Genomic DNA, 23,165 nt, shown 5'->3' with positions numbered 1-23,165 from the left:
GCTGGGTATGGTGAAGAGAGTAAAATGGCTGAAGCATTGCGGCGGGGAAGGACGCTTTTCCCTCGGCTGCTGTCTCACATGCTTCGCGGCACTGTTGCTCTATCTGTTCTTCGTGCACCTGCCGTTGCAGGAGGCATGCGCTTCGTACGAGGGGCGGCGGGCGGAACTGCGCGGGCGTCTGGCCGCTGTCATGAACTTCAAGAATGTGCACGGCGATATGGCGGCGTACGCCAAAGAACTCTCAGATCGGGAGGTGCGCGCGCAGCGCGTGCTGCCGATGAGCCTCGGGCAGGGCGTCTTCTTGCAGGAGCTCCAGCAAAAAGCCCTGCAGAGTCAGGTGAAGCTCCAGAAAGTCGTACCGGCTGAGACGCGCACGGTGGACGGCGTGCAGCAGATGCCTGTCAGCATATCCTGCAGCGGCTCGTACTTTGCTGTGCTCGACTTCCTGCGCCGTATGCAGCAGTCAGAGCGCCTGCTCTCCATCCATGAGACACGCATCGAGCAGCGCACGGAAGCGCAATCGGAAGTCGGGGCGCTTCAGTGTCAGCTTGTTGTCACAGCCTACGCCTGGCCACAGGGAGGCGCGCAGGACGGGATGGAAGGCGAGGAAGGAATGTCTCGTGAGTGATGACATCTGGATACTGAAATAAGACCTTGATTTATAGGCTCGTATCCTTTACACTGTAATCAATAATGATTTGAAATACGAGAGGTGTATGAATATGAGCGAATTGCGTTTTATGACAGCAGGCGAATCACACGGTCCGTGCCTGACGACTATCTTAGAGGGCCTGCCAGCCGGTCTCAAGCTAGATCTCGATGCAATCAACAAGGACTTGGCGCGCCGCCAGCAGGGCTACGGCCGCGGCGGCCGCATGAAAATCGAGAAGGACAAGGTCAACGTCCTCTCAGGCGTGCGCTTCAATGAGACGATTGGCGGCCCCATCACGCTGCAGGTCGTCAACCGCGATTTCCAGAACTGGGGCGAGCGCATGGCGGCTTTCGGTGAGCCGGCCGGTGAGAAAGTGACGGCAGCGCGCCCGGGCCATGCCGATTTCACGGGCATCCGCAAGTATGACCGCGAAGATGTGCGCGACATCCTGGAGCGCTCGAGTGCACGCGAGACGACGATGCGCGTGGCCGTTGGTGCCGTGTGCAAGGAATTCCTCAAGGCCCTCGGCATCACGGTTGTCTCACAGGTCGTGAACATCGGCGGGGTGGCCATTGACCCGGCGAAGGTCGACCGCGCAAAACTTGGCGAGGATGTCGGCTCGGAGCTCAACTGCTACGACGCCGAGGCAGAGGCGAAGATGAAGGCGAAGATCAAGGAGGCGCGCAAGGCGGGCGATACGCTCGGCGGCATCTTTGAGATCACGGTGCGCGGCCTGCCGGCAGGACTTGGCAGTCATATCCAGTGGGACCGCCGCCTCGACGGCAAGCTCGCCGGCGCGCTGATGTCGATCCAGGCCATCAAGGGCGTGGAGATCGGCGCGGGCTTTGACTGCGCCATCCTGCCGGGCAGCCAGATCCACGATGAGATGTTCCTCGATGCGGCGGGCAAGGTCTACCGCAAGACGAACCGCGCGGGCGGTCTCGAGGGCGGCATGACGAATGGAGAAGAGCTTGTCGTCAAGGCGGCGATGAAGCCAATCCCGACGCTCATGCAGCCGCTCCATTCCATCGATATCGAGAGTCACGAGGAAGTCCTGGCATGCAAGGAGCGCAGCGACACGTGTGCTGTCTCGGCAGCCTCTGTCGTCGGCGAGGCGATGACGGCCTTCGTCATGGCGCAGGCCATCTGCGACAAGTTCGGCTCAGACGCGATGGTGGACCTCCAGGCAGCTCTCGCCGCCTACAAGGCGCGCATCGGGAAGGATTGGTGATGCCGATGAAGAACATCGTGCTGATTGGCTTCATGGGCACGGGCAAGACGAGCACGGGCCGCGTGCTCGCACAGAAGCTCGGTGCCGCCTTCCTCGACCTCGACCAGGAGATCGAGCGCGAGGCGGGCATGGCCATTCCTGACATGTTCGCGCAGAAGGGGGAGGCGTACTTCCGCGCGCGAGAGCACGAGATGGTCGAGCGCGTTGCAGGGCGCAGGAACGCCGTCATCTCGACGGGCGGCGGCACGGTCAAAGATCCCCGGAATGTAGCAGCTTTGCGCGAGAACGGCGTCATCGTCTGCCTGCAGGCAGACGTCGAGACAATCCTCGAGCGCACGGCCAGCAAGGGCGAGCGACCCGTTCTCGACAAGGAGGACCAGGGTAACCGCCGCCTGGCAATCGAGAAGCTCATCGAGGAGCGGCGCGAGCTCTACCGCCAGGCGGACTTCTCGGTCGATACGAGCAAGCTCTCGCCGCTGCAGGTCGTCGAGGAAATCCTTCATTATCTGAAAGCAAGAGGTGTCGTCCATGCGTAAGGTACGCGTCGCTCTCGGAGAAGAGAGCTATGATATCGTGATCGGTTACGGTCTGGAACAGGAACTTCGGGCATTCGTGCAGGGAGCCGGCTTTTCGCGCCAGGCCATGCTCGTGACAGACAGCAACGTCGGACCGCTCTACGGCGAGAACGTTCGCGCCATTCTAGAGGCCGGCGGCCTCTCGGTGACGGTCGTGACGATTCCCGCCGGTGAGAGTTCCAAGAGCCTCGCCGTTGCGGAGAAGCTCTACACGAGGGCTATCGAGCTCGGCCTCGACCGCAAGTCGCCGATCTTTGCGCTCGGCGGCGGTGTCGTCGGCGACCTCGCAGGGTTCATCGCGGCGACGTACATGCGCGGCGTTCCGTTCGTGCAGTTGCCGACGAGCCTCCTGGCGCAGGTCGACTCGAGCGTCGGCGGCAAGGTAGCCGTCAACCACGCGCTCGGCAAGAACCTCATCGGGGCCTTTTACCAGCCTGAGGCCGTATTCATGGACCTCGCCATGATGGAGACGCTGCCGAAGCGGGAGATCTACACGGGTCTCGGCGAGATCATCAAGTACGGCATCATCTACGATGCGGACTTCTTCTCGTATCTTGAGCAGCATGCCGATGCCGTGCTCGCGCTCGAGCAGGAAGCCGCCGTCCACATGATCGCGCGCTCGTGCGAGATCAAGGCGGCCGTCGTCAGCCAGGACGAGAAGGAGAGCGGCCTGCGCCGCATCCTGAACTTCGGCCACACGATGGCACATGCCATCGAGAAGGAGACGGGCTACCTGCGCTACAATCACGGCGAGGCTGTTGCAATCGGCATGGTCGGCGCGGCGGACATCAGTGCGCGCCTCGGCATGATTGATGCCGCTGATGTCGCACGCGTCACGTCGCTCATCGAGCGCCTGCACCTGCCGACTGTCGCGGAGGGCTGCACGGTCGACGCGATGTATCAGGATATCTTCCACGACAAGAAGACCATCAACGGCAAAGTCAACTGGGTCCTCATGAAGGGAATCGGCGAGGTGACCTGCCGCAACGATGTGCCGGAAGACATCGTGCGCGCTGCGATGGCCGCGCGCATCGGCAAGTGACGCCAAATCTAAAAAAATTGCGAAGGGCGGTTGAAACCGCCCTTTTTTTATGGTATGCTATCTAGGTATATGGACGGTCCTCTGAGTGAGCATCGGGCTTGCCATGAACGTCTGACATCAAGGAGGAAAAAAATGAACATCATCGAAACCTTAGAAAAAGAACAGCTCCGCTCGGATATTCCGGATTTCGCACCTGGTGACACGGTCCGCGTCCATGCCAAGATCGTCGAGGGCTCCCGCGAGCGTATCCAGATGTTCGAGGGCGTCGTCATCAGCCGTCAGGGCACGGGTGTCCGTGAGACGTTCACGGTTCGCCGCATCTCCTACGGTATCGGCGTTGAGCGTATGTTCCCGGTACATTCCCCGCGCATCGAGAAGATCGACGTTCTCCGCAAGGGTATTGTCCGTCGTGCAAAACTCTATTATCTGCGCAACCTTACGGGTAAAGCTGCTCGTATCAAAGAAAAACGCTAATCTGCGTACGGTAGGGACTGCTTTGGCAGTCCCTATTTGTTTGTGAACAGGAGGAACACCATGAGTTCATTGGGAGAAGAGGCTAAAGACTGGGTCATATCCATTGTCATCGCGATTGTCCTGGCCTTCATCATCCGTCAGTTCGTCGTCGAGCTCTACATCGTCGACGGCCCGTCGATGCGCCCGACTCTGCAGTCGCAGGAGAGGCTCGTCGTCAACAAGTTCATCTACGATTTCCGCGCGCCGCAGAAGGGCGAGATCCTCGTCTTCGAGTATCCGCGCGATACGAGCCGCGATTTCATCAAGCGCGTCATCGCGACGCCTGGTGACACGATCGAGATCAAGGATGGCCGCGTCTACGTCAACGACCAGATGCTCGATGAGGACTACATCCTCGAGAAGACGCGCAGCGAGTACCCGAAGGCGACGGTGCCACAGGGCACGGTATTCGTCATGGGCGATAACCGCAACAACTCGGAGGACAGCCGCTTCGCCGATGTTGGCTTCGTGCCCTACAAGCTCATCAAGGGCAAGGCCGTGCTCGTCTTCTGGCCGCTCAGCGCGTTCAAGACGCTGCCTTGACGGGGAGGGACGTATAGATGAAGTGCATTTCCTGGAATGTCAATGGCCTTCGGGCCTGCCTCAAGAAGGGCTTCATGGAGTCGTTCGTGAAGCTCGATGCAGATATCTTTGCACTGCAGGAGACGAAGATGCAGCCTGAACAGGCCATCCTCGACCTGCCGGGCTACAAGCAGTACTGGAACAGCGCGGAGCGCAAGGGCTATTCGGGCACAGCGGTCTTCTCGCGCATCGAGCCGCTTTCGGTGACGTACGGCCTCGGCATCGAGGAGCATGACCATGAAGGACGCGTGATCACGCTGGAGTTGCCTGACTGCTATTTCGTGACGGTCTACACGCCGAACTCAAAGCGCGGACTCGAGCGCCTTGCCTACCGTATGGCGTGGGAGGATGCGTTCCGCGCGTATCTCGTGACCTTAGATGCGAAGAAGCCCGTCATCGTCTGCGGTGATCTCAATGTCGCGCATGCGGAGATTGACCTCAAGAACCCGAAGACGAATCACCACAATGCGGGCTTTACCGATGAGGAGCGCGGCAAGTTCACCGAACTCCTGAATGCGGGCTTTGTCGACACGTTCCGCGCGCTTTACCCGGACCGCACGGGCATCTACACGTGGTGGTCCTATCTGCGCAAGGCGCGTGAGACGAATGCGGGCTGGCGCATTGACTACTTTGTGACGTCGGCGCGGCTGCGCGAGAAGATTGCGGATGCGACTATCCACAACGAGATCTTCGGCAGCGACCACTGCCCGGTCGGACTGGAGCTCAGAGCATGACAGCGACAGCTCTGGAGAAGGGCCGCAAGAAGACGAATCTGACGACGCTCTGCTACATCGAGCAGGACGGCAAGTACCTGATGATGCACCGGGTCAAGAAGGCGCATGACATCAATCACGACAAGTGGATTGGCGTCGGCGGCCACTTTGAGCCGGATGAGACGCCGGAGGAGTGCCTGCTGCGCGAGGTGCGGGAGGAGACGGGGCTCGTGCTCGACTCGTTCCGGCTGCGCGGCATCATCACGTTCATGTCGGACAAGTGGCAGACGGAGTACATGTTCCTCTACACGGCAGATGCGTTCCACGGGCAGCTCGTCGGCCGCGACGACTGCCGCGAAGGCACGCTCGAGTGGGTGGCGAAGGATGCGGTCTACGACCTGCCCATCTGGGAGGGAGATAAGATCTTCTTCCGGCTGATGGAGCAGCAGGAGGCGGTGTTCTCGCTGAAACTCCGCTATGTGGGAGATGCGCTCGTCGAGAAGGCGCTTGATGGGAGGGCGTTCTGAGGCGTTGAAGAGCGTTCGTCAAATGAGATAGGAAAACCCGGTACGAGCCAATCCTCGTACCGGGTTTTGTTTTGCATCGTGTGAGGCGGGCGAGGGCACCTGCTCCGGCTTCACCAAAGTCAGCCTTTTTCTATCGTTACGCTGACGTCGTAGAAGGTGCTGCCGCCCTCTTTGTCGGTGAGGCGCATGGAGGTCAGGCGGTTGGCGTTGCCGTCTTTGGTGTAGCACTGCCACCAGACGCCTTCGGTGACGAGAGTGCCGCGCTTGACGCGGTCGGAGGTCTTGATGGTGAAGTGGGCTTGGCCGCGCTTATTGCGGGCTCGGACGGGGTCGCCGTCCTGGAGACTGCGTTCGGCGGCGTCGTCTGGGTGGATGAGGAGTGTCATGACGCCATCGCGCGTGAGCTCTTCGCGTTCGTTGAAGGAACTGTCGAGGATGCGCATGTCGGGGGCGTTGATGAGTGGGAAGGGCTCTGCGTCGCCGTGGGGCGGGAAGTAGTCGGGCAGGGATGGCTGGCAGGCTGGATTCTCGATCTCGATTCTCTGGGAGGGTGTCTGGAAGTCCATCTTGTAGTCTTTGGGCAGAGGCAGGTTGACGGGGCGGCAGTCTCGGAGCTGCTGGAGCGCGTCTTCGCCGAGAGGCAGAGGCCAGGCTCCCTTTGTGCTGGCGATGAGCTCTTCGACGAGTTCTTCTTCACTCTTGTCGAAGATAGGGTCAGCAAGGTGCATGGCTTTTGCGAGCAGGCGGGCGGTCTGCCAGTTGCTCTTGCTCTCGCCGACGGGCGGGATGACGGCCTTGGCGCGCTGGATGGTGTAGTGGCCGTAGGAATAGTAGAGGTCTTCGCTCTCGAGCGAGGTGGTGGCGGGCAGGATGATGTCGGCATAGCGGGCGGTGTCTGTGAGGAAGCGCTCGTGGACGACGGTGAAGAGATCTTCGCGCTGAAGGCCCCGCAGGACTTGATTCTGGTCGGGAGCAGTGCAGGCGGGATTGGAGGAGTAGACATAGAGCGCCTTGATGGGCGGCGTCAGGCTCGCATCGTTGAGCGCGTGTCCGAGCTCGCACATGTTGATGTGGCGCACGCCGGGGCGCTCGAGATCAGGGCGACGGATGATGCTCTTGTCGAAGGCGTGGCTGCCAGAGGCGGAGGTCAGGAGGCCGCCTCCCTTTTTTGCATAGGCGCCGGCGAAGGCGGGCAGGCAGGTGATGAGGCGCGTCGTCATGGAGCCGTTGGTGTAGCGCGACTGGCCGCTGCCGAGACGGATGAAGGGGGCGCGGGCACGTCCGTAGGCGCGCGCGAAGCTGCGGATGTCTTCAGCGGGGATGCCGGTGATGTCTGCGGCGGCTTCTGGCGTGTAGCGCGGCAGGATCTTGCGTTCGAGTGCTTCGGCACCCTGCACATGCCCGCGCAGGAAAGCGCGGTCGCAGAGGCCTTCTTTGGCAAGCACGTGCAGCACGGCGAGGGCGAGAGCACCGTCGGTGCCGGGCCGCGGGCAGAGGAAGGCGTCGGCACAGTCGGCCGTCTTCGTGCGGTACGTGTCGATGCAGTAGATCCTGGCACCTCTTTGGCGGGCAATCTCGATGTCGTGGCGGAAGTGGATGTCGGTCGCGAGCATGCTGATGCTCCAGAGTATGATCATGTCGCTTTCTTGTGCCTCCTGCGGGGCAGTCGGCAGAGTCGCGCCCATGACATCGCGGTAGCCGCGGCTCTTAGCCGGCGCGCAGATGGTGCGGTCGAGACTCGTGGCGCCGAGCGCGTAGAAGAGCGCATGACCGGCGCTGTAGCCGATCGTGCCCATCGTGCCGGCATAGGAGTAGGGCAGGATGGCCTCGGCGCCGAAGTCATCGATGATGGACTGCCAGTGCTCGGCGATCTCAGCGATGGCCGCATCCCAGCTGATGGGCTTGAAACGTCCTTCCCCCTTCTTGCCGATGCGCTTCAAGGGTGTCATGATGCGTCCCTTGGCGTGGACGGTGCGCTCGTAGTGGGCCATCTTGGGGCAGAGCGTGCCGCGCGTGAAGGGGTGATTGGGGTCGCCTGCAATGTGGACGGCGCGGCCATCCTGCACGGTGACGAGCAGACCGCAGCAGTCGGGGCAGTCGTAGGGGCAGACGGACGGCTTGATTTCGTTCATAAGAACCTCCTGTAGGCAGATGTGAGATGTCTCTATTATACCATAGCTCATGGCCGGACGCCTCATGCAGGAAAAATGGGATTGCAGGAGGAGAAGGCTCTATGATAGAATGGTAAGCAGTGCAATTTGACCTGTATCATTCATATATATTGGGAGGAAAAGGATTTTGTCAGCTTTAAGCGAAGAACTCGATAAGGAAATCAAGAAGCGCCGCACGTTTGCGATCATCTCGCACCCGGATGCCGGTAAGACGACGCTGACGGAGAAACTCTTGCTCTACGGTGGTGCCATCCACCTTGCGGGCTCCATCAAGTCGCGCAAGACGCAGCGCCATGCGGTGTCGGACTGGATGGAGATCGAGAAGCAGCGCGGTATCTCGGTCACGTCGTCGGTGCTGCAGTTCGACTACGCGGGCTGCCGCATCAACATCCTCGATACGCCGGGCCATCAGGACTTCTCGGAGGACACGTACCGCACGCTCATGGCCGTCGACAGTGCCGTCATGGTCATCGATGTCGCGAAGGGCGTCGAGGCGCAGACGAAGAAGCTCTTCAAGGTCTGCAAGCAGCGCGGCATCCCCATCTTCACGTTCGTCAACAAGCTCGACCACTACGGCAAGCTGCCGATCGACATCATGGACGAGATCGAGAACGTGCTCGGCATCCGCTCGTATCCGATGAACTGGCCAATCGGCCAGGACGGCCAGTACATGGGCGTCTATGACCGCCGCAACAAGAAGGTCCTGCTCTTTGCCGCTGATACGACGCACGGCCAGGAGGCGCGCATCGCCGATGTCTACGAGCCGGATGACCCGGCTGTCATCGAGCGCATTGGCGAGGATACGTGGCAGGCCCTGCAGGACGACATCGAGCTGCTCGACGAGGCCGGCGAGGCGTTCGACATGGAGAAGGTCAATTCAGGCGAGCTCACGCCGATGTTCTTCGGCTCGGCCATGACGAACTTCGGCGTGCAGGACTTTCTCGAGGGCTACATCCGCATGGCGCCGACGCCGCAGCCGCGTCTGTCGAGCGATGGCCTCATTGCGCCGGACGACGAGAAGTTCTCGGGCTTCGTCTTCAAGATTCAGGCCAACATGAATCCGGCACATCGCGACCGCCTGGCCTTCATCCGCATCTGCTCGGGCAAGTTCGAGCGCAACATGAGCGTCTGGCACGAGCGCTCGGGCAAGATCATCAAGCTCGCGCAGCCGCAGCAGTTCCTCGCGCAGGACCGCCAGATTATCGACACGGCCTACCCGGGCGACATCGTCGGTCTCTTCGACCCGGGCATCTTCGGCATCGGCGATACGATCTGCGACGAGAGCCACAAGTTCAAGTACGCTGACTTCCCGGTCTTCCCGCCCGAGAAGTTCGCGCGCGTACAGGCGAAGGATACGATGAAGCGCAAGCAGTTCGTCAAGGGCATCGAGCAGCTGACGCAGGAAGGCGCTATCCAGCTCTTCCAGCAGGCAGGTGCCGGCATGGAGTCGTACATTGTCGGCACAGTCGGCACGCTGCAGTTCGAGGTCCTCGAATACCGCCTCAAGAACGAGTACAACGTCGATATCACGATGAACATGCAGCCGTATGAGGTCGCGCGCTGGCTCGCCTTCAAGGACGGCCGTGAAGTCACGCCGGCTGCTCTCAAGGGCGCCGACCGCGGCATGTTCGTCTACGACCGCAAGGGCAACCCGGTGCTGCTCGTCAGCAACGAGTGGGCACTCGGCTGGATCATGGACAACAACCCGGACCTCATCCTCAATCACGTGCCGTTTGACCGCAAAGAAGCCTGACGCGCCGTTTTTGGCATCAGAAAACCCCAGACAGGGCGAAAGCCTTGTCTGGGGTTCTTTTATTCTCCTGAGGATAAGTTCCGCTGGATGCGCAGCATCACATCGTTGAGGCCCTGCAGCATTTCGGGTGAAAGGCCCTGCAGAGCCTTGCGGCGGTGTTCGGCCACGGCGCTGGACAAGTCGCGGTGGGCTTGTGCGCCCTTTTCCGTGAGCTCGATGAATTTGCCGCGGGTATTGGGATGGGCGACGCGCGTAATCAGGCCTTTCTTCTCCATCTTCGTCAAGGTCTTGGAGATGGCCGCGGGCTCTACGCCCAGGTATTGGCTCAGTGCGGTCTGTGCACAGTCCTCGCGGTGATGGATCAGGTTCAGGATGGTCCATTCGGAGCTGTAGATGCCAGTGTCGGCAATCTCCTGATTCAGCGTCTTGGAGAAGAGCCGCATCGTCTGGTAGAGCTGGTGAATCAGGCGGTCACTGTCGCTCTCCTGCCAGATGGTCTTGTCCATGGTTTACTCCTCTGCTTCTTCTGGCTGGCGCACCTGGCGGGCGAGGCGGTGCGTCAGCAGGCCGAATAACACGAAGGCGGCCATGATGGCGAGGACATAGCGGTACATGGCGATGTAGCCGACCGTGCCGGCCAGGCTGCCGAGGACGACGATGCCGGTGCTCGTGCCGATGTCCAGCATGTTGTAGAAGGTGGCGCTGGCGGCGCTGCGGCGATCGGCCCGGACGACATTGAGCATCCAGGTCATGAGTGCCGGCAGCAGGAGGCCGGCACCGAGGCCGTAGAAGACGGAGGCGGTGAGCAGCATGGGCAGACTGCCTGCTGCGAGGATCAGGGCAAGGGCCACGCAGTAGAGCAGGGCGCCTGGAATCACGACGGCAAAGGCGCCGTAGCGGTCGAGAAGGCGACCGCCGAACGGGCGGGAAAGGAAGATGAAGACGGTTCCCACGATGAAGAACAGGCCGGCGCTCTGGATGCCGGCTTCTGCTGCCATCATCGCGATGAACGTGTTGACGCTGCCGTAAGCGGCGCCGAAGAGGATGGTCAGGATGGCGGGGATGCCAGTCCCTGCCTCATAGAGGCGGTTGCGGAAGGAGAGATGAACGGCCGGCACCGGGAGTGCAGGCTCTCGCTCGGCTGTGCGGTCCTGGCGGGCGGCAAGAAGCGCTGCGAGCGTCGCGACGCCAGAAGCGATGAACAGGGCCCAGGGGCTGATGTCGGAAAGCAGCACCAGGCCGAATGCCGGGGCCAGTGCCATCGCGATCGTGCTGCCAAGGCCGAAGTAGCCGATGCCCTCACCGCGGCGCGAGGCCGGGATGACGTCAGCGACCAGCGCTGCGGCGAAGGTCGTGCTGAGTCCGAAGCCGAAGCCGTGGATGACGCGGGCGATGACGATGGCACCGATGGAATCCAGCAGTGCGTATCCCGCCGTTGCCAGCAGGGAGAAGAGAAGACCGGCATAGAGACAGGTCTTCTTGCCGAAGGCACGCACGCCGGTGTCGGTGAACAGGCGGATGAAGATGGCGGAATACCCAAAGATGCCGGCAATCAAGCCAATCTCTGAGCCAGATGCACCCAAGCTTGCCACGTAGATGGGCAGGGTTGGGAGCAGGATATGGAATCCGGCAAACAGCAGGCCATTTGCCGCAGTCAAAGCAATGAAATCTCGGGACCAAAGTTTTTCTGTTGTCATGAAGACGACCACTCCTTTTCAATATGAATATTAACTAGTTAATTTACGTTGCGTTAACTAGTTTAATCTATTTGGCGCACTTTGTCAAAGGATAAATGTTGACATATCCCTGGCTGGAGTGCGTGGGTGTTCAGAAATAGCGCTGCCGGATGGCGTGGATGGCTTCATCGAGGCTGCTCGGGCGGAAGTGGATGCCGTAGCCGACGAAGATCGGCGGCGTGGCGAAGCGCGGCAGGAGCTTGACGGCGATACGCCCGCCGAGGTCGTAGAAGAAGATGTTGTAGCTCTGCGTCTGGCTGCCGAAGTGATGCGTGAGGAAGTCGACGATGATCTGGATGAAGTCGGCCGTCGTGTCGATGGCAGCTGACGTGAGCTTCTTTGGCAGGATGTTGAACTCCCAGAAGCCGATGCGCGGCACATCGGAGACATTGAGGGTGACGCCGTCGCGCTCGCAGATGACGGGGCCTTCGAACTCTTCCGGGTGGCAGAGCAGCTCCTTCTTCACGTGTGGAAGGCCGACGAGCTGCATGTGGGGGTGGCGGATGGTGCCGCCGGAGAGCGGTCCGTAGTTCTTGAAGAAGAGCACGGCCTCATAGCGGCCGCTTTCTCTGAGCTCCTGCCACATGCGGAGCCCGAAGCGGATGAGCGCGTGCATGTGCTCCTTCGTGTAGGCGGGCATGTCACTCTTGCATTCGCGTCCCTCGATGAGCACGAACTGGTCGGCGCCTTCAATGACATTGTATTTGTTGCGCAGGAAGATCATGTCGCCCTCCGTTGCGATGACATCCGTCAGGTTCGCGCGGTCGCAGAACGGGCAGGCCTGCTCGCGGTGGCGTATTGTTTCGGGTTTATGGCGGGCTGCGCTGACGTCGAAGCCCATGAGATTGATGTCCATGCTGCTTTCCTCTCTATATTTGTCAAGAAACTACTGGATTGATTCGTCCAATAATGATATAATCTCAATGTTGAGTACCATTATAGCGGTATACGGACGTTTTTGCAATTTGAGAGAGGCGGGGGAACCTGCCTTTCTTCTTTCCTAGTTCCAGCTGGTTCCAGCAGTTTTCGCAAATCTATGCACGTAGGCGGTGTTTTCCATTAGCAAGCAAGATGTAGAGGCAAATGTGCAGTCGGTGCAGCAGCCTCAGAAGTCCCCGGAAGCGGGGAAGAAGTCCAGCAAGGGAGAGTCCTTCCTCAAGGGCACGTTCATCCTGACGATTGCCGGCTTTGTCGTCAAGGTCATCGGCTCCCTCAACTGGATCTTCGTATCGCGTATCCTCGGCGGTGAGGGTATCGGCCTTTACCAGATGGCCTTCCCAATCTATTTCTTCGCGATGACGGTCTCACAGGCCGGCGTGCCGGTGGCCATCTCCATCATCACGGCGGAGCGCGTGGCGCTCAAGGATATCTATGGCGCCAAGCGCGTCTTCCGCATCTCGATGGGACTGATGCTCGTCACGGGCCTTTTATTCTCCATCCTGACGTATTTCGCAGCGGACTGGCTCATCGAGTGGCACTTCATCCGCGATGCGCGCGCGTACCTCTCGATGGTCGTGCTCGCGCCGACGGTATTCTTCGTGACCTTCCTCGCGGCTTCGCGCGGCTACCTGCAGGGCTGGCAGCGCATGACGCCGACGGCCGTCTCGCAGATTGTGGAGCAGATCTTCCGCGTCATCACGATGATCCTCCTCGCGCAGCTCTTCCTGCCCTGGGGACTCGAGTACGCTTCGGCCGGCGCTTCGCTCGGCGCACTCGTCGGCGCGGTCACGGGCCTCATCGTGCTCGTCTACTACCACTGGAAGCTCGACCGCGATATCGAGCGCGACTACGGCCACGACATAAAGCCCTTGCCGGGCACGGAGCACGAGTCCATCCTCAAGATCATGCGCCGCATCTTCATGTTGTCGCTGCCAGTCTCGGCGGCGAGCATCATGCTGCCGGTCGTCTCGAACCTCGATCTCATGATCGTGCCGCAGCGTCTCGAGGTTGCGGGCTACAGCGTCAATGAGGCGACGGAGCTCTTCGGCTATCTGACTGGCATGGCTGTCCCGCTCGTCAACCTCTCATGCATCATCACGGCCTCGATGGCGATGAGCATTGTGCCAGCCATCTCGGAGGCGCGCGCGCTGCGCGACATGAAGCGCGTCTACAATCAGACGGCAGCCTCCGTGCGTATCTCGAACTTCGTCTGCTTCCCGGCCTTTGTCATCGTCTTCGTGCTCGCGACGCCAATCTCGTCGCTCATCTACAATGCGCCGGGCGCCGGCCCGGCCGTCATGATCTCGGCCTTCAGCATCGTGCTGCTCGGCCTGCATCAGGTCTCGACAGGCATCCTGCAGGGCCTCGGCCATCCGACCATCCCGATGGTCAACATGATCCTCGCGGCGGCGGCCAAAGTCATCCTCAACTGGGAACTCACGGCGCTGCCATGGCTCGGTATCATGGGTGCGGCCTGGGCGACTGCGGCGGACATGGGCGTCGCGGCCATCATCAACCTGTTCTTCATCTACAAGTTCATCGGCTACCGTATGGAGATCCCGCAGCTCTTGAAAACGCTGTTTGCCGCGGCAGTCATGGCGGTCGCCGTCTACTTCTTCTATGACTGGACGATGGCCTGGTGGAATATCGGTGCCATCTCGACGTTCGGCGCGGTGTTCTTCGGCTGCTTTGTCTACATCGCGGTCATGCTGCTCGTCGGCGGCCTGCTCGAGGATGACCTCGCACGCATGCCGATGATCGGCCGCATCGGCATCCGCATTCTGCGCCGCATCGGCGTATTCAAATCGTGAGAATATCATTTCGGAATAGATAGGGGGAACGCATCTTGAAGAAGCTCGTGCTCTTCTACAATCCTGTTTCAGGGCATGCGGCGTTCAAGAACAAGCTCGACTGGATGGTCGAGGCTTTTCAGCGCCGCGGCATCCTCGTCGTCTTTTACCGCACGCGCAAGGAGGGCAATGAGGCCTTCATCCCGTTCGTGCGCGAGGTAAATCCTGACGGCCTGCTCGTCGCGGGCGGCGACGGCACGGTCCATGAGATCGTCAACCTCATGATGAGGGGCCATCTCGACTTGCCGCTCGGCATCATCGGCAGTGGCACGTCGAATGACTTTGCGACGTATCTCGGCGTCAATGCGGACCTTGAGGCGTACCTCGATACTATCGTCTCGGGCCGCTTGCGCCGCGTGGACCTCGGTCTCGTGGACGGCACGTACTTCATCAATGTCGCAAGCGGCGGCGCGATGGCCTGCATCGCGCACGAGGTCAATGTGCGAATCAAGAATTCGCTCGGCAAGATGGCGTACTACCTCAAGGGCATCGGGGACCTGCCGAAGTTCCGCTACTTCCCGCTCAAGATCGAGGCGGATGGGATGCATTATGAGCTCGAGACGTTCCTCTTCGTCATCATCAACAGTCCGGTCGTCGGCAGCATGAAGAATGTGGCGCGCGGTGTGGCGGTCGATGACGGCAAGCTAGACCTGCTGTCAATTGGCAAGTGCAGCATCCCGAAGCTCATGAGCATCACGGCAGATCTCATCGCGGGGAAGCCGGTGTCGGAGCGGGAGAACGTGCTGCATGTGCAGGCGAAGTCGTTCTGCATCGAGTCGGGGATTCCCGTCGAGAGCGATATCGACGGCGAATGCGGGCCGATGTTGCCGCTGACGATCGAGACCGTGCCGCGTGCCGTAGCGATTTACTGCTGAAACACACATACAAATGCATATAAAAAGGCTGCGCATCAGGGGTACAACCGATGCGCAGTCTTTTTCAGTATGGAATGGATGGGATATGCGTTCCGGCTTCATCGTTCAGTCGAATGCTACCCCGGTATTATGCATCGTGATCATCGAGCTGGCCGAGGTAGTGGGCGACGAACTGCTGGGCGGTGCGGCCGCTGCGGCCGCTGTGGGTCATTTCCCAGCGGACGCCTGCGATGCGCAGTTCTTCTGGCGTCAGCTTGATGCCCTCTTTGCGCAGCATGTGGTCGATGATGGCGAGGTACTCTTTCTGGTCGGGAGCGTAGTACTGGATGATCAGGCCGAAGCGGTCGGAGAGGGAGATCGTCTCGTTCATGCTGTCGTCGCGGTAGACGTCGTCCTGGCTCTCGCTGCGGTCGCGCCAGCTCTCGCGGATAAGGTGGCGGCGGTTGGAGGTAGCGTAAATGAGGACGTTCTCGGGGCGCGATTCGACGCCGCCCTCGATGGCGGATTTGAGGTACTTGTACTCGGCATCGGATTCCTCGAAAGAGAGATCGTCGAGGAAGATGATGAAGCGCTTGCTGGCGAAGTAGCGCAGAGCGTCCATGATGTCGGGCAGGTGGCTGAGCTGGGGCTTGGTGAGCTGCAGGATGCGCAGGCCGCGGCTGTAGTAGACGTTGGCGAGGGCCTTGACGGCGGAAGACTTGCCAGTGCCGCGTGCGCCGACGAGCAGGACGTTGTTGGCGGGTTTGCGCTGGACGAAGGCTTCGGTGTTGTCAATCAGCTGCTCTTTCTGGTGCGCGTAGCCGATGATGTCTTCCATCTGCATGGCCTCGAAGTGGCGGATGCCGATGAGGCGCTGGAGCTTCGCATCCCAGCGGAAGGCTTTGAAGGAGGCGATGTCGCCGTAGCCGAAGCTCTGGTAGTAGCGCAGCAGGGCCGCGGCGAAATTTTCGGCAGTGCGGGCGTTCTTGAGCAGCTCTTCGAGTGCGGTCGAGGCCTCTGTGTGGAGCGGCACGGTCGGCTTGTAGGCGTCGAGCAGCGTCAGGTCGAGGTAGAGGCTCGCTGGCTCAGTCAGGAAGGGCAGGAGCAGCGTGAGGTCGTGCAGGAAGGCCTGCTTGAGGCTCGTCCCGACGGGGCTGTCGTGCATCTCGATGGTCTGGGCAGCGAGGTTGGGGTCGTGCACGAGCAGGTAGATGATGTAGCTGCGCAGCAGGTTGCCGTGCAGGCCGACATCTTCAGCCGTCTCGATGATTTTCGCGGCGCACGGTCCTGTCTGGCGCTTGTCGCCGTCGAGCACGGCCATCAACGATTGGATGGCCGTGTCATCGAGCAGGCTGCGGCAGATCAGCAGTTTGTGCAGATTCGGGTATTCAGACATGGTAATTCCTCCTGATAAAATGCATGTGTTACTGAGATAGTCTCCTCATTATACTCTGTATCGGCATGATTGTAAACATGTAAACCGAGATTCAGGCATGTGAGGCGTTCGTGAGGAAGTGCGGCGAGCTGGTGAAATCGCTCTGCTTGAGGCTCGCGAGCGGCGCTTCTGCGGGCAAGGCCAGGGCGCGCAGTTCGGTGGCCTTGGTGTCGAGGGCGAGCATCGCCTGCAGCGGTGTCAGGCAGCCTTCGAGGCGCTGGCGGGAGTGGAGTGCGGCGCTGACCTTGGTGATGAGGGGGAGCGTGCTGCGCTTCTTGATTTCGTGCAGGAGCTCGCGGCCTGTCTCGTCAAAGGCGAGCACGCGCGCGTATAGAGGGCCTGTCTCATCGGCGGTACGGGCAGCATGCTCCGTCGAACCGAGCAGCAGATGCGGGATGATGCGGCTGATACGGCTCGCGGGATAGCGGCTGGTGACCATCTTGGCGAGGAGTCCTGCAAGTGAACGGCTCTGTGCGCTCTTGGCGAGCAGCCGGTTCGCAAGCCCTTCCTGCAGGCCGAAGACCGCCTTGAGTTCGCCTTCCTGCATCGTCAGCAGCCGCGCGAGCAGGGGGGCAAAGAGACGCTCCGTCGAGGCGATCTCCGCGGGGCATGCCTGACGGATGGCAGTGTACGTCGCCTCGGGCAGGGACTCCTCCAGTGCCGCGAAGTCGGGCTGCGCTTTTGCGAGCTCTCTGCGGATAGCCGAGGAGCTGGCAAAGTGGCCGAGTGACGGCGCATGGTAGCCCGCGCCGCGCCGCGCGACTAGCAGCGGCTCGATGCCCGGTGCATAGTGCTGCAGTGCGCGCAGGTACTCGATGGCGAGGATGTTGTTGGGCTGCCGCAGAAGATCCGCCGCAAGGCCGCTCTCCTGCGCTAAGATCGCAGTCAGGGCCTTTGCGTATGAAGCGCCTGCGCGCAGGGCTTCATGGAGCTTTGCCTGCGTCTCTGGTGCGTCGATGGTGCGGGCTGCTGTCATGAGCGGCGTGAGTTCGGGGCATTCCGCGCCAAAGGAAAGCGTCTCGACACAGCCGAGCCCCTGCAGCAGACGCACGCCGCCGCGCGCGAAGTCCTGGGCACTGCGGCAGGCGAAGAGGAAGGGCAGTTCGAGGACGAGCTGGCAGCCGCCGCGCACGGCGAGGTCCGCGCGCTGCCACTTGTCAAAGATTGCCGCCTCGCCGCGCTGCGTGAAACTGCCGCTCATGACCGCGACGATGGCCGCTTCATCGTGGAAGCGGGAGCGGATGGCCTCGCGGACGGCGCGGAGCTGATAGGCGTGGCCCTGATGGAAGGGATTGTATTCGGCTATGATGCCAATGACATGCATAAGGGAGCTCCTTTCGTAAGAAAATTTAAAACCAGATATAGAGCAAAAGGGCAGGGAGGGGGACTTTCCGGTTTCGTCACTCCGTTAAATGGGCCGCATGCATTGTTCGTCTTTCCGATGTTCATTCGCCGCCTGACGCGGCGTTCTGACATCTCGATGCAAGATGATATGCGGTGCGTCCCATCCCGTTGGGCAATCACTCCGTTCCTGCAAGCGGAAAGGCCCCCTCCCTGCCTAGTTGCGTTTTGCAAAACGAGCGCTTTGAAGCCTGGAGCGTGCGGCGCATGAACTCAGGGCGGGGGAATGTGTTTCGCCTGCAGGAGCGAAGCGACCGCCCGCAGGGCTGGCCCCCGAGGAACTATGGCAAAGGAGATGGATGTGAGAACGGCGCGGCAGGCGGCGAGGCGTCTTGGCCCGTTTTTCTTTCATGGGGGCCATTTTAGCGGAGCGACGAAGCCGGAACATGTTTCCCCGCACCTTTGTTATTGTACCAGATTTTGATGAATGGATAAGGGAAATCCATTTCCGCTCCTCCAGTCTAGCAGAAGCCCCCTTCCGCGTCCAATCTGTTTGGGCTTTTCCTGTGGATATGGTATACTAGGATATACGGGCAGTCATCGGGCTGTCTTTTTCATAGAAGGAATCGGCTTGACCGATGTGTATAGATACGAAAGAAGAGAAGAAAGGATATGATAACAGAATGACGAAAAAGAAGGTAGTCGTCGCGATGAGCGGCGGCGTGGACAGCTCGCTTACGGCGGCGCTGCTCAAGGAGCAGGGCTATGAGGCCATCGGTGTGACGATGCGCCTGTCGGAGGAGAGCCGTGATTTTGATGAGAATGACCGCGGTTGCTGCAGTCTCAGCAGTGTCGACGACGCGCGCCGCGTGGCGGAGATCATCGGCATCCCGCACTATGTCATGAATTTCAAGGAGATGTTCCAGGAGAAGGTTATCGACTACTTCCTGGCGGACTACGCGAAGGGATGGACGCCGAATCCTTGCATCGCCTGCAACCGCTATGTCAAGTTCGAGGGCCTCCTGCAGAAGGCGATGGAGCTCGGCGCGGAATACGTTGCGACGGGCCACTATGCGCGCATCGGGCAGGATGAGACGGGCCGCTATGTGCTCAAGAAGGGCATCGACACACACAAGGACCAGTCGTACGCGCTCTACCACCTCAACCAGCAGTCGCTTGCGCACTTCCTGATGCCGCTCGGCGACTACACGAAGGTGGAGACGCGCGAGCTGGCGGAGCGCTACAAGCTGCCCGTCGCCCACAAGCCGGACAGCCAGGAGATCTGCTTCGTGCCGCACGATGACTACAAGGCATACCTGCGCGCGAAGAATCCTGCCTGCCTGCATCCTGGCGATATCGTCGACCTTGCGGGCCATGTGCTCGGCCATCACGAGGGCGTGCCTCTCTACACGATCGGCCAGCGCAAGGGACTCGGCATCGCGCATCCGGAGCCGCTCTACGTCGTGGACCTCGACATGGCGCATGACCGCGTCATTGTCGGCGGAGCAAAGGATGTCTATGCGGACGGCCTCATAGCGGGCGACCTCAACTGGATTGCCATCGATGCACTCGAGGCACCCATCGCGGTCACGGCCAAGGTACGCTACGGCCGTCGCGAAGGCCGCGCGCATGTCGAGCCGCTTGCGGGTGGCAAAGTGAAGGTTCGCTTTGAAGAGCCGCAGCGCGCGGTGACGCCGGGGCAGTCGGTCGTCTTCTACGACGGCGATACGGTCGTTGGCGGCGGCATCATCGAGAAGGCACTGCGGAAGGGGGAAGAGGTATGACACTGGAATCCAGCAATACGACGGTCGGCATCCTCTACGACATTGAGAATGCGCCGTTTGAGATGCTCAACTACACACTCGGTAAGGCGCGCCGATTCCAGCCGTGCCGCACGATCGTGATCTCGGATTGGGAGGAGCGCCCCGAACAGAAGCGCTGGGAGAAGCTCCTGCGCCGTCCGGGCTTCACGTTCCGCCAGATCAGCAGGACCTTCCTCGGCAAGAACTCGCTGGACTCGGCCCTCTACGATTCGGCAAAACTGCTCTACGAAGAGGGCGTGCGCCGCTACTTCATCATCACGACGGACTCGGATTTCGTGCGCATCGCGCAGATGCTCAACTCGAAGGAGAAGTCCTATATCATCGGTGTTGGCACGAAGCAGGCCAGTGAGACATTGCGCAATGCCTACGATGAATTCATCGTGTATCCAGCGGAGGAGAAAGAGACTGTGAGAAAGAAACACGCGCGCAAGGGCGCAGAGGCGGGCGAGAAGGCTGAAGTGGCTCTCGAGCAGACTGATACCAAGAAAGCCGAGCCGAAAAAGGATGCCAAGTCCAAGAAGGCCAAGGCAAATAAAGCCGAGAAGAACGAGAAGGAAAAAGCGGTGAAAGCCGAGAAGCAGGAAAAAGCGGCCAAGGCCGCAAAAGCTGCAAAAGAGACGAAGAATGCAAAAGAGGTAAAAGAAGCAAAGGAGGCAAAGCCTGCCAAGGCTGCCAAACAGGTGAAAGCCGCAAAACCGGCCAAGAATGCGAAGCCGGGCAAAGCGGTGAAAGCCGAGAGCGCCGAGAAAGCAGAGCAGGCCAATCATCAGGAAGCTGCGACTGCACCGGTGCCATCTCCTGCGGTCCAGCATGAGCACAAGAGCAAGGCGGCCGCACTGCCGGAAGGCACGTTTGCCGTGCGCCTGCCGAAGACGCTTCGCAAGCAGCTCGAAGCGCGCATGCAGGAAGAGGAAGTCACGATGGATGAACTCATCACGTATCTTTTGACGCGCGGTCTCTCCCGATGATAGCGATGACAGATGGACAATGATTGATGGAAAGGATATATACAAATGAAACGAGAAGAACTGGTCCTGTTCTACCAATTCCGTGATGACGAGAAGCTCGCGCTCGCACAGAAGACGCTGCACCGCCTCGGCATACACACAAAAGTGCTGCCGGAAGAGGCGTGGCGCGAGAAGATCGGCTATTTGCTGGGCCTAAAGGGCTTCCGCGCGGCCAATCCAGAGGATTACGAAGGCGACCCGTTCGTCTTCCCGCATGAGGTCATGGTCCTGCAGCACATCCGCAACAAGCGCCTCGACGCCGTTCTCAAGGCCCTCAAGGACGCCGGTGTGCCGCAGGTCCACTACAAGTCGGTCGTCACGCCGTTCAACACGCTCTGGACACTGCGCCGCCTTTGCGAGACGATGCAGAAGGAGCATGCGGCGATGATCGAGATGGAAGAAGTGAAGGAAAAGAAGAAGCAGGAGGCTGCAGGCGACGGCGATGAATGACACGGAACGCGATCTGAGCAAGGGCGCGGGCGGGAAGCCGGAGAGACCCGGTGCGGCGGGAAAAGCTGAACCAGTGGATCGGACAGCAAGCCGTGGCCGCACGGCCTCACTCGACAAGACGGCGCGCCTCGACGATACGCAGGAGTTGCCACCTGACCTTGCAGCTTCGGCAGCGACTGAGGAAGAGCCCATCCAACAGCCCTTCCCGCAGGCGGGCGGATCTGCAGCTGGCGGCGATGTGCGCGAGCTCGCACCCGACAAGGATCTGCAAGAACAGGCAAAGAAGCAGGCAGAGGCCAGGAAAAAACAGCAGAGCTGGCCCGTGCGCCACAAGAAGGCGCTGCTGCTCGGCGTTGGCTTCCTCATCGCTGTCTTCATCGGTTTTGCGCTCGCTGGCTATCGCCAGGACCAGGCCGACCTCCAGAACAACGAGCGCCAGCATCAGGAACAGCAGATGCAGGAGCGCGCACAGAAGCTCGATGCACAGGAAAGCGACCTGCAGAAACAGCGCCAGGCTCTCGAGGCCAAGAAGAAGGCGCTTGAAGAGAAACAGCGCAGTCTCGAGCGCGAGCAGGGCCGCATTGAAGGGCGCGGTCAGGCCCTGCAGGACAGCGCCGATGGTGAATCGGGTGTCCAGAAGTTCCTCGACAAGGTGACAGGGCAGGCAGAGAAGAAGCAGAAGGCCGCAGAGGAGAACCGGCGGCAGGGTGCTGATGCCGCCGCATCAGCTGCCAGTGTGCAGCAATCCCTCGACGATGCCCAGTCGATGCTCGACGACGTCCAGCAGAAGCTCGACGATGTGCAGTCCATGAAGAATGAGGCTGGCAGGGTCAAGGACAAGGCGGCGAGTGCGTATGCGGAAAACAAGGACACGATCGACACTGTGCTCTCCTATGCCAAGGAGGGCGCCGCGATGCTCGGCAATCTGCTGCTCCCGTGAGCCTGTGACAATGCGATACAGGTGTTGTGCAGGCATACTGGATAGAAAGGAAATGTGAAAGTGAAGATGAAGATTTGGAAACGAGTAGGCTGCCTCGCACTTGCAGCCGCGGCGATGCTCGCAGTCGCTGGCTGCGGCACGGGCAGCCAGTCGGCTGGCTCGGGCAAGATGCAGGAGCTTTCCATCGGCCTGATGCCGGATACGGACTCCCTGCCATTCCTGATTGCCGAAGAGAAGGGTTACTTTGCAGACGAAGGCGTCAAGGTCAATCTCAAGCCGTTCAAGAGCGCGATGGATCGTGATTCTGCCATGCAGAGCGGCCATCTCGACGGCGCTGTCTCCGACATGCTCGCCGCTGCCTTTGCCAAGGACGGCGGTTTCGATGTCAAGGTCACATCCTCGACGGACGGCAGCTACAAGCTCATCGCCGGCAAGGCAGAGCCCGCCGCAGATGTCAAGGGCCTGCGCGGCAAGGATGTCAGCGTCTCGCGCAATACGATCATCGAGTACGTGACGGACGAGATCCTCGCGAAGGATGGCCTGAAGGGCGATGACATCAACAAGGTCATCATCCCGCAGATCCCGACGCGCCTCGAGATGCTGCAGAACGGCAAACTCGCTGCCGCAACGCTGCCTGAGCCGATGGCCAGTATCGCCATCTATAACGGCGGCCGCCTCCTCAAGAGCTCCGATGACCTCGGCATCAACCCGGGCGTCATCCTCTTCACGGATAAGGCCACCAAGGACAAGCAGAAAGAAATCCAGGCGATGTACCGCGCCTACAACCGTGCCGTCGATTACCTCAACAATGCGCCGCGTGAGGAATACATTGACTTCGTCATCGAGAAGGCCGGTTTCCCGCCTGCCGCCAAAGAGGCGCTGAAGCTGCCGACGTACCACAAGGCAGCACTGCCGAAGGAGCAGGACGTGACGGACTGCATCAAGTGGCTCAACGACAAAGATTTGGTAAAGGAGACGTACGGGTATGATGACCTCGTCATCAATCTGCTCGGCGAATGAAATGGCATATG

The 23,165-nt window shown here is 60.4% G+C and carries 22 protein-coding genes; 16 read left to right on the top strand and 6 right to left on the bottom strand.

What is annotated here, in order from left to right:
* Positions 1-7 precede the first annotated feature (7 nt).
* From B2X55_RS00895 to B2X55_RS00860, 8 genes are all read left to right on the top strand, one after another.
* Positions 8-628 carry a type 4a pilus biogenesis protein PilO gene (locus tag B2X55_RS00895; protein ID WP_286820521.1) on the top strand — a complete coding sequence of 207 codons (621 nt, stop codon included), beginning with the start codon at positions 8-10 and terminating at the stop codon, positions 626-628.
* 94 nt (positions 629-722) lie between these two features.
* A complete protein-coding gene (gene aroC, locus B2X55_RS00890) occupies positions 723-1,883 on the top strand; it encodes a chorismate synthase (protein WP_286820519.1) in 1,161 nt (386 codons plus the stop codon).
* 5 nt (positions 1,884-1,888) lie between these two features.
* Complete coding sequence (locus tag B2X55_RS00885; protein WP_036377947.1) at positions 1,889-2,419, top strand: shikimate kinase; 531 nt, start codon at positions 1,889-1,891, stop codon at positions 2,417-2,419.
* The gene (aroB, locus tag B2X55_RS00880) at positions 2,412-3,500 is read left to right on the top strand and encodes a 3-dehydroquinate synthase (protein ID WP_286820518.1); all 1,089 of its coding nucleotides are present in this window, start codon (positions 2,412-2,414) and stop codon (positions 3,498-3,500) included. The genes B2X55_RS00885 and aroB overlap by 8 nt, the downstream gene beginning before the upstream one ends.
* Positions 3,501-3,632: 132 nt before the next feature.
* Positions 3,633-3,974, top strand: coding sequence for a 50S ribosomal protein L19 (gene rplS / locus B2X55_RS00875; protein ID WP_036377891.1), 342 nt, complete (start codon positions 3,633-3,635; stop codon positions 3,972-3,974).
* Positions 3,975-4,034: 60 nt separating this feature from the next.
* Positions 4,035-4,556, top strand: a complete 522-nt coding sequence (gene lepB / locus B2X55_RS00870; RefSeq protein WP_036377894.1) for a signal peptidase I — start codon at positions 4,035-4,037, stop codon at positions 4,554-4,556.
* 17 nt (positions 4,557-4,573) lie between these two features.
* Positions 4,574-5,329, top strand: a complete 756-nt coding sequence (locus B2X55_RS00865) for an exodeoxyribonuclease III (protein WP_286820515.1) — start codon at positions 4,574-4,576, stop codon at positions 5,327-5,329.
* Positions 5,326-5,835, top strand: a complete 510-nt coding sequence (locus B2X55_RS00860; RefSeq protein WP_278823358.1) for an NUDIX hydrolase — start codon at positions 5,326-5,328, stop codon at positions 5,833-5,835. The genes B2X55_RS00865 and B2X55_RS00860 overlap by 4 nt, the downstream gene beginning before the upstream one ends.
* Before the next feature lie 119 nt (positions 5,836-5,954).
* Here the strand turns inward: B2X55_RS00860 and B2X55_RS00855 are convergent, their stop codons facing one another.
* Complete coding sequence (locus tag B2X55_RS00855; protein ID WP_286820514.1) at positions 5,955-7,967, bottom strand: molybdopterin-containing oxidoreductase family protein; 2,013 nt, start codon at positions 7,965-7,967, stop codon at positions 5,955-5,957.
* A 166-nt stretch (positions 7,968-8,133) separates the two neighbouring features.
* Here B2X55_RS00855 and B2X55_RS00850 point away from each other — a divergent pair, with 166 nt between their 5' ends.
* Entirely contained in the window at positions 8,134-9,759 is a 1,626-nt protein-coding gene (locus tag B2X55_RS00850) for a peptide chain release factor 3 (RefSeq protein ID WP_036377902.1), read from the top strand.
* A gap of 59 nt (positions 9,760-9,818) precedes the next feature.
* On the opposite strand, the gene B2X55_RS00845 is transcribed toward B2X55_RS00850, so the two are convergent.
* The 3 genes from B2X55_RS00845 to B2X55_RS00835 all read right to left on the bottom strand — a co-directional run bounded on the left by B2X55_RS00845 (position 9,819) and on the right by B2X55_RS00835 (position 12,351).
* Positions 9,819-10,265: a MarR family winged helix-turn-helix transcriptional regulator gene (locus B2X55_RS00845; protein ID WP_036377903.1), complete on the bottom strand. Its 447-nt coding sequence runs from the start codon at positions 10,263-10,265 to the stop codon at positions 9,819-9,821.
* A 3-nt stretch (positions 10,266-10,268) separates the two neighbouring features.
* Positions 10,269-11,417 (bottom strand): MFS transporter, encoded by a 1,149-nt coding sequence (locus B2X55_RS00840; protein ID WP_286820512.1) that lies wholly within the window; start codon positions 11,415-11,417, stop codon positions 10,269-10,271.
* A gap of 169 nt (positions 11,418-11,586) precedes the next feature.
* Positions 11,587-12,351, bottom strand: a complete 765-nt coding sequence (locus tag B2X55_RS00835; protein WP_286820511.1) for a DUF4931 domain-containing protein — start codon at positions 12,349-12,351, stop codon at positions 11,587-11,589.
* Between the two features lie 238 nt (positions 12,352-12,589).
* On the opposite strand from B2X55_RS00835, the gene B2X55_RS00830 reads away from it, so the two are divergent.
* Positions 12,590-14,245, top strand: coding sequence for a putative polysaccharide biosynthesis protein (locus tag B2X55_RS00830; RefSeq protein ID WP_036377950.1), 1,656 nt, complete (start codon positions 12,590-12,592; stop codon positions 14,243-14,245).
* A gap of 35 nt (positions 14,246-14,280) precedes the next feature.
* Positions 14,281-15,159, top strand: a complete 879-nt coding sequence (locus B2X55_RS00825) for a diacylglycerol/lipid kinase family protein (protein WP_278823354.1) — start codon at positions 14,281-14,283, stop codon at positions 15,157-15,159.
* 127 nt (positions 15,160-15,286) lie between these two features.
* Here the strand turns inward: B2X55_RS00825 and B2X55_RS00820 are convergent, their stop codons facing one another.
* Positions 15,287-16,534: an ATP-binding protein gene (locus B2X55_RS00820; RefSeq protein ID WP_286820509.1), complete on the bottom strand. Its 1,248-nt coding sequence runs from the start codon at positions 16,532-16,534 to the stop codon at positions 15,287-15,289.
* A gap of 91 nt (positions 16,535-16,625) precedes the next feature.
* The gene (locus B2X55_RS00815) at positions 16,626-17,897 is read right to left on the bottom strand and encodes a tRNA(Met) cytidine acetate ligase (RefSeq protein ID WP_286820508.1); all 1,272 of its coding nucleotides are present in this window, start codon (positions 17,895-17,897) and stop codon (positions 16,626-16,628) included.
* Positions 17,898-18,597: 700 nt separating this feature from the next.
* Here B2X55_RS00815 and mnmA point away from each other — a divergent pair.
* From mnmA to B2X55_RS00790, 5 genes are all read left to right on the top strand, one after another.
* A complete protein-coding gene (mnmA, locus tag B2X55_RS00810) occupies positions 18,598-19,698 on the top strand; it encodes a tRNA 2-thiouridine(34) synthase MnmA (RefSeq protein WP_286820506.1) in 1,101 nt (366 codons plus the stop codon).
* Positions 19,695-20,705, top strand: a complete 1,011-nt coding sequence (locus B2X55_RS00805) for an NYN domain-containing protein (protein WP_286820505.1) — start codon at positions 19,695-19,697, stop codon at positions 20,703-20,705. Before mnmA ends, B2X55_RS00805 begins: the two co-directional genes overlap by 4 nt.
* Positions 20,706-20,750: 45 nt before the next feature.
* Positions 20,751-21,194, top strand: a complete 444-nt coding sequence (locus B2X55_RS00800; protein ID WP_036377918.1) for a DUF3783 domain-containing protein — start codon at positions 20,751-20,753, stop codon at positions 21,192-21,194.
* The gene (locus B2X55_RS00795) at positions 21,187-22,134 is read left to right on the top strand and encodes a hypothetical protein (protein ID WP_286820504.1); all 948 of its coding nucleotides are present in this window, start codon (positions 21,187-21,189) and stop codon (positions 22,132-22,134) included. The genes B2X55_RS00800 and B2X55_RS00795 overlap by 8 nt, the downstream gene beginning before the upstream one ends.
* A gap of 66 nt (positions 22,135-22,200) precedes the next feature.
* Complete coding sequence (locus B2X55_RS00790; RefSeq protein WP_036377953.1) at positions 22,201-23,154, top strand: ABC transporter substrate-binding protein; 954 nt, start codon at positions 22,201-22,203, stop codon at positions 23,152-23,154.
* The last annotated feature ends 11 nt before the right edge of the window (positions 23,155-23,165 follow it).

The sequence above is a fragment of the Mitsuokella sp. UBA4253 genome (genome assembly GCF_002395285.1).
GTDB classification, from domain to species: Bacteria; Bacillota; Negativicutes; order Selenomonadales; family Selenomonadaceae; genus Mitsuokella; species Mitsuokella jalaludinii.
Note: the sequence above shows the minus strand (reverse complement) of the source record. Positions and strands in the feature narration are given on the sequence as shown.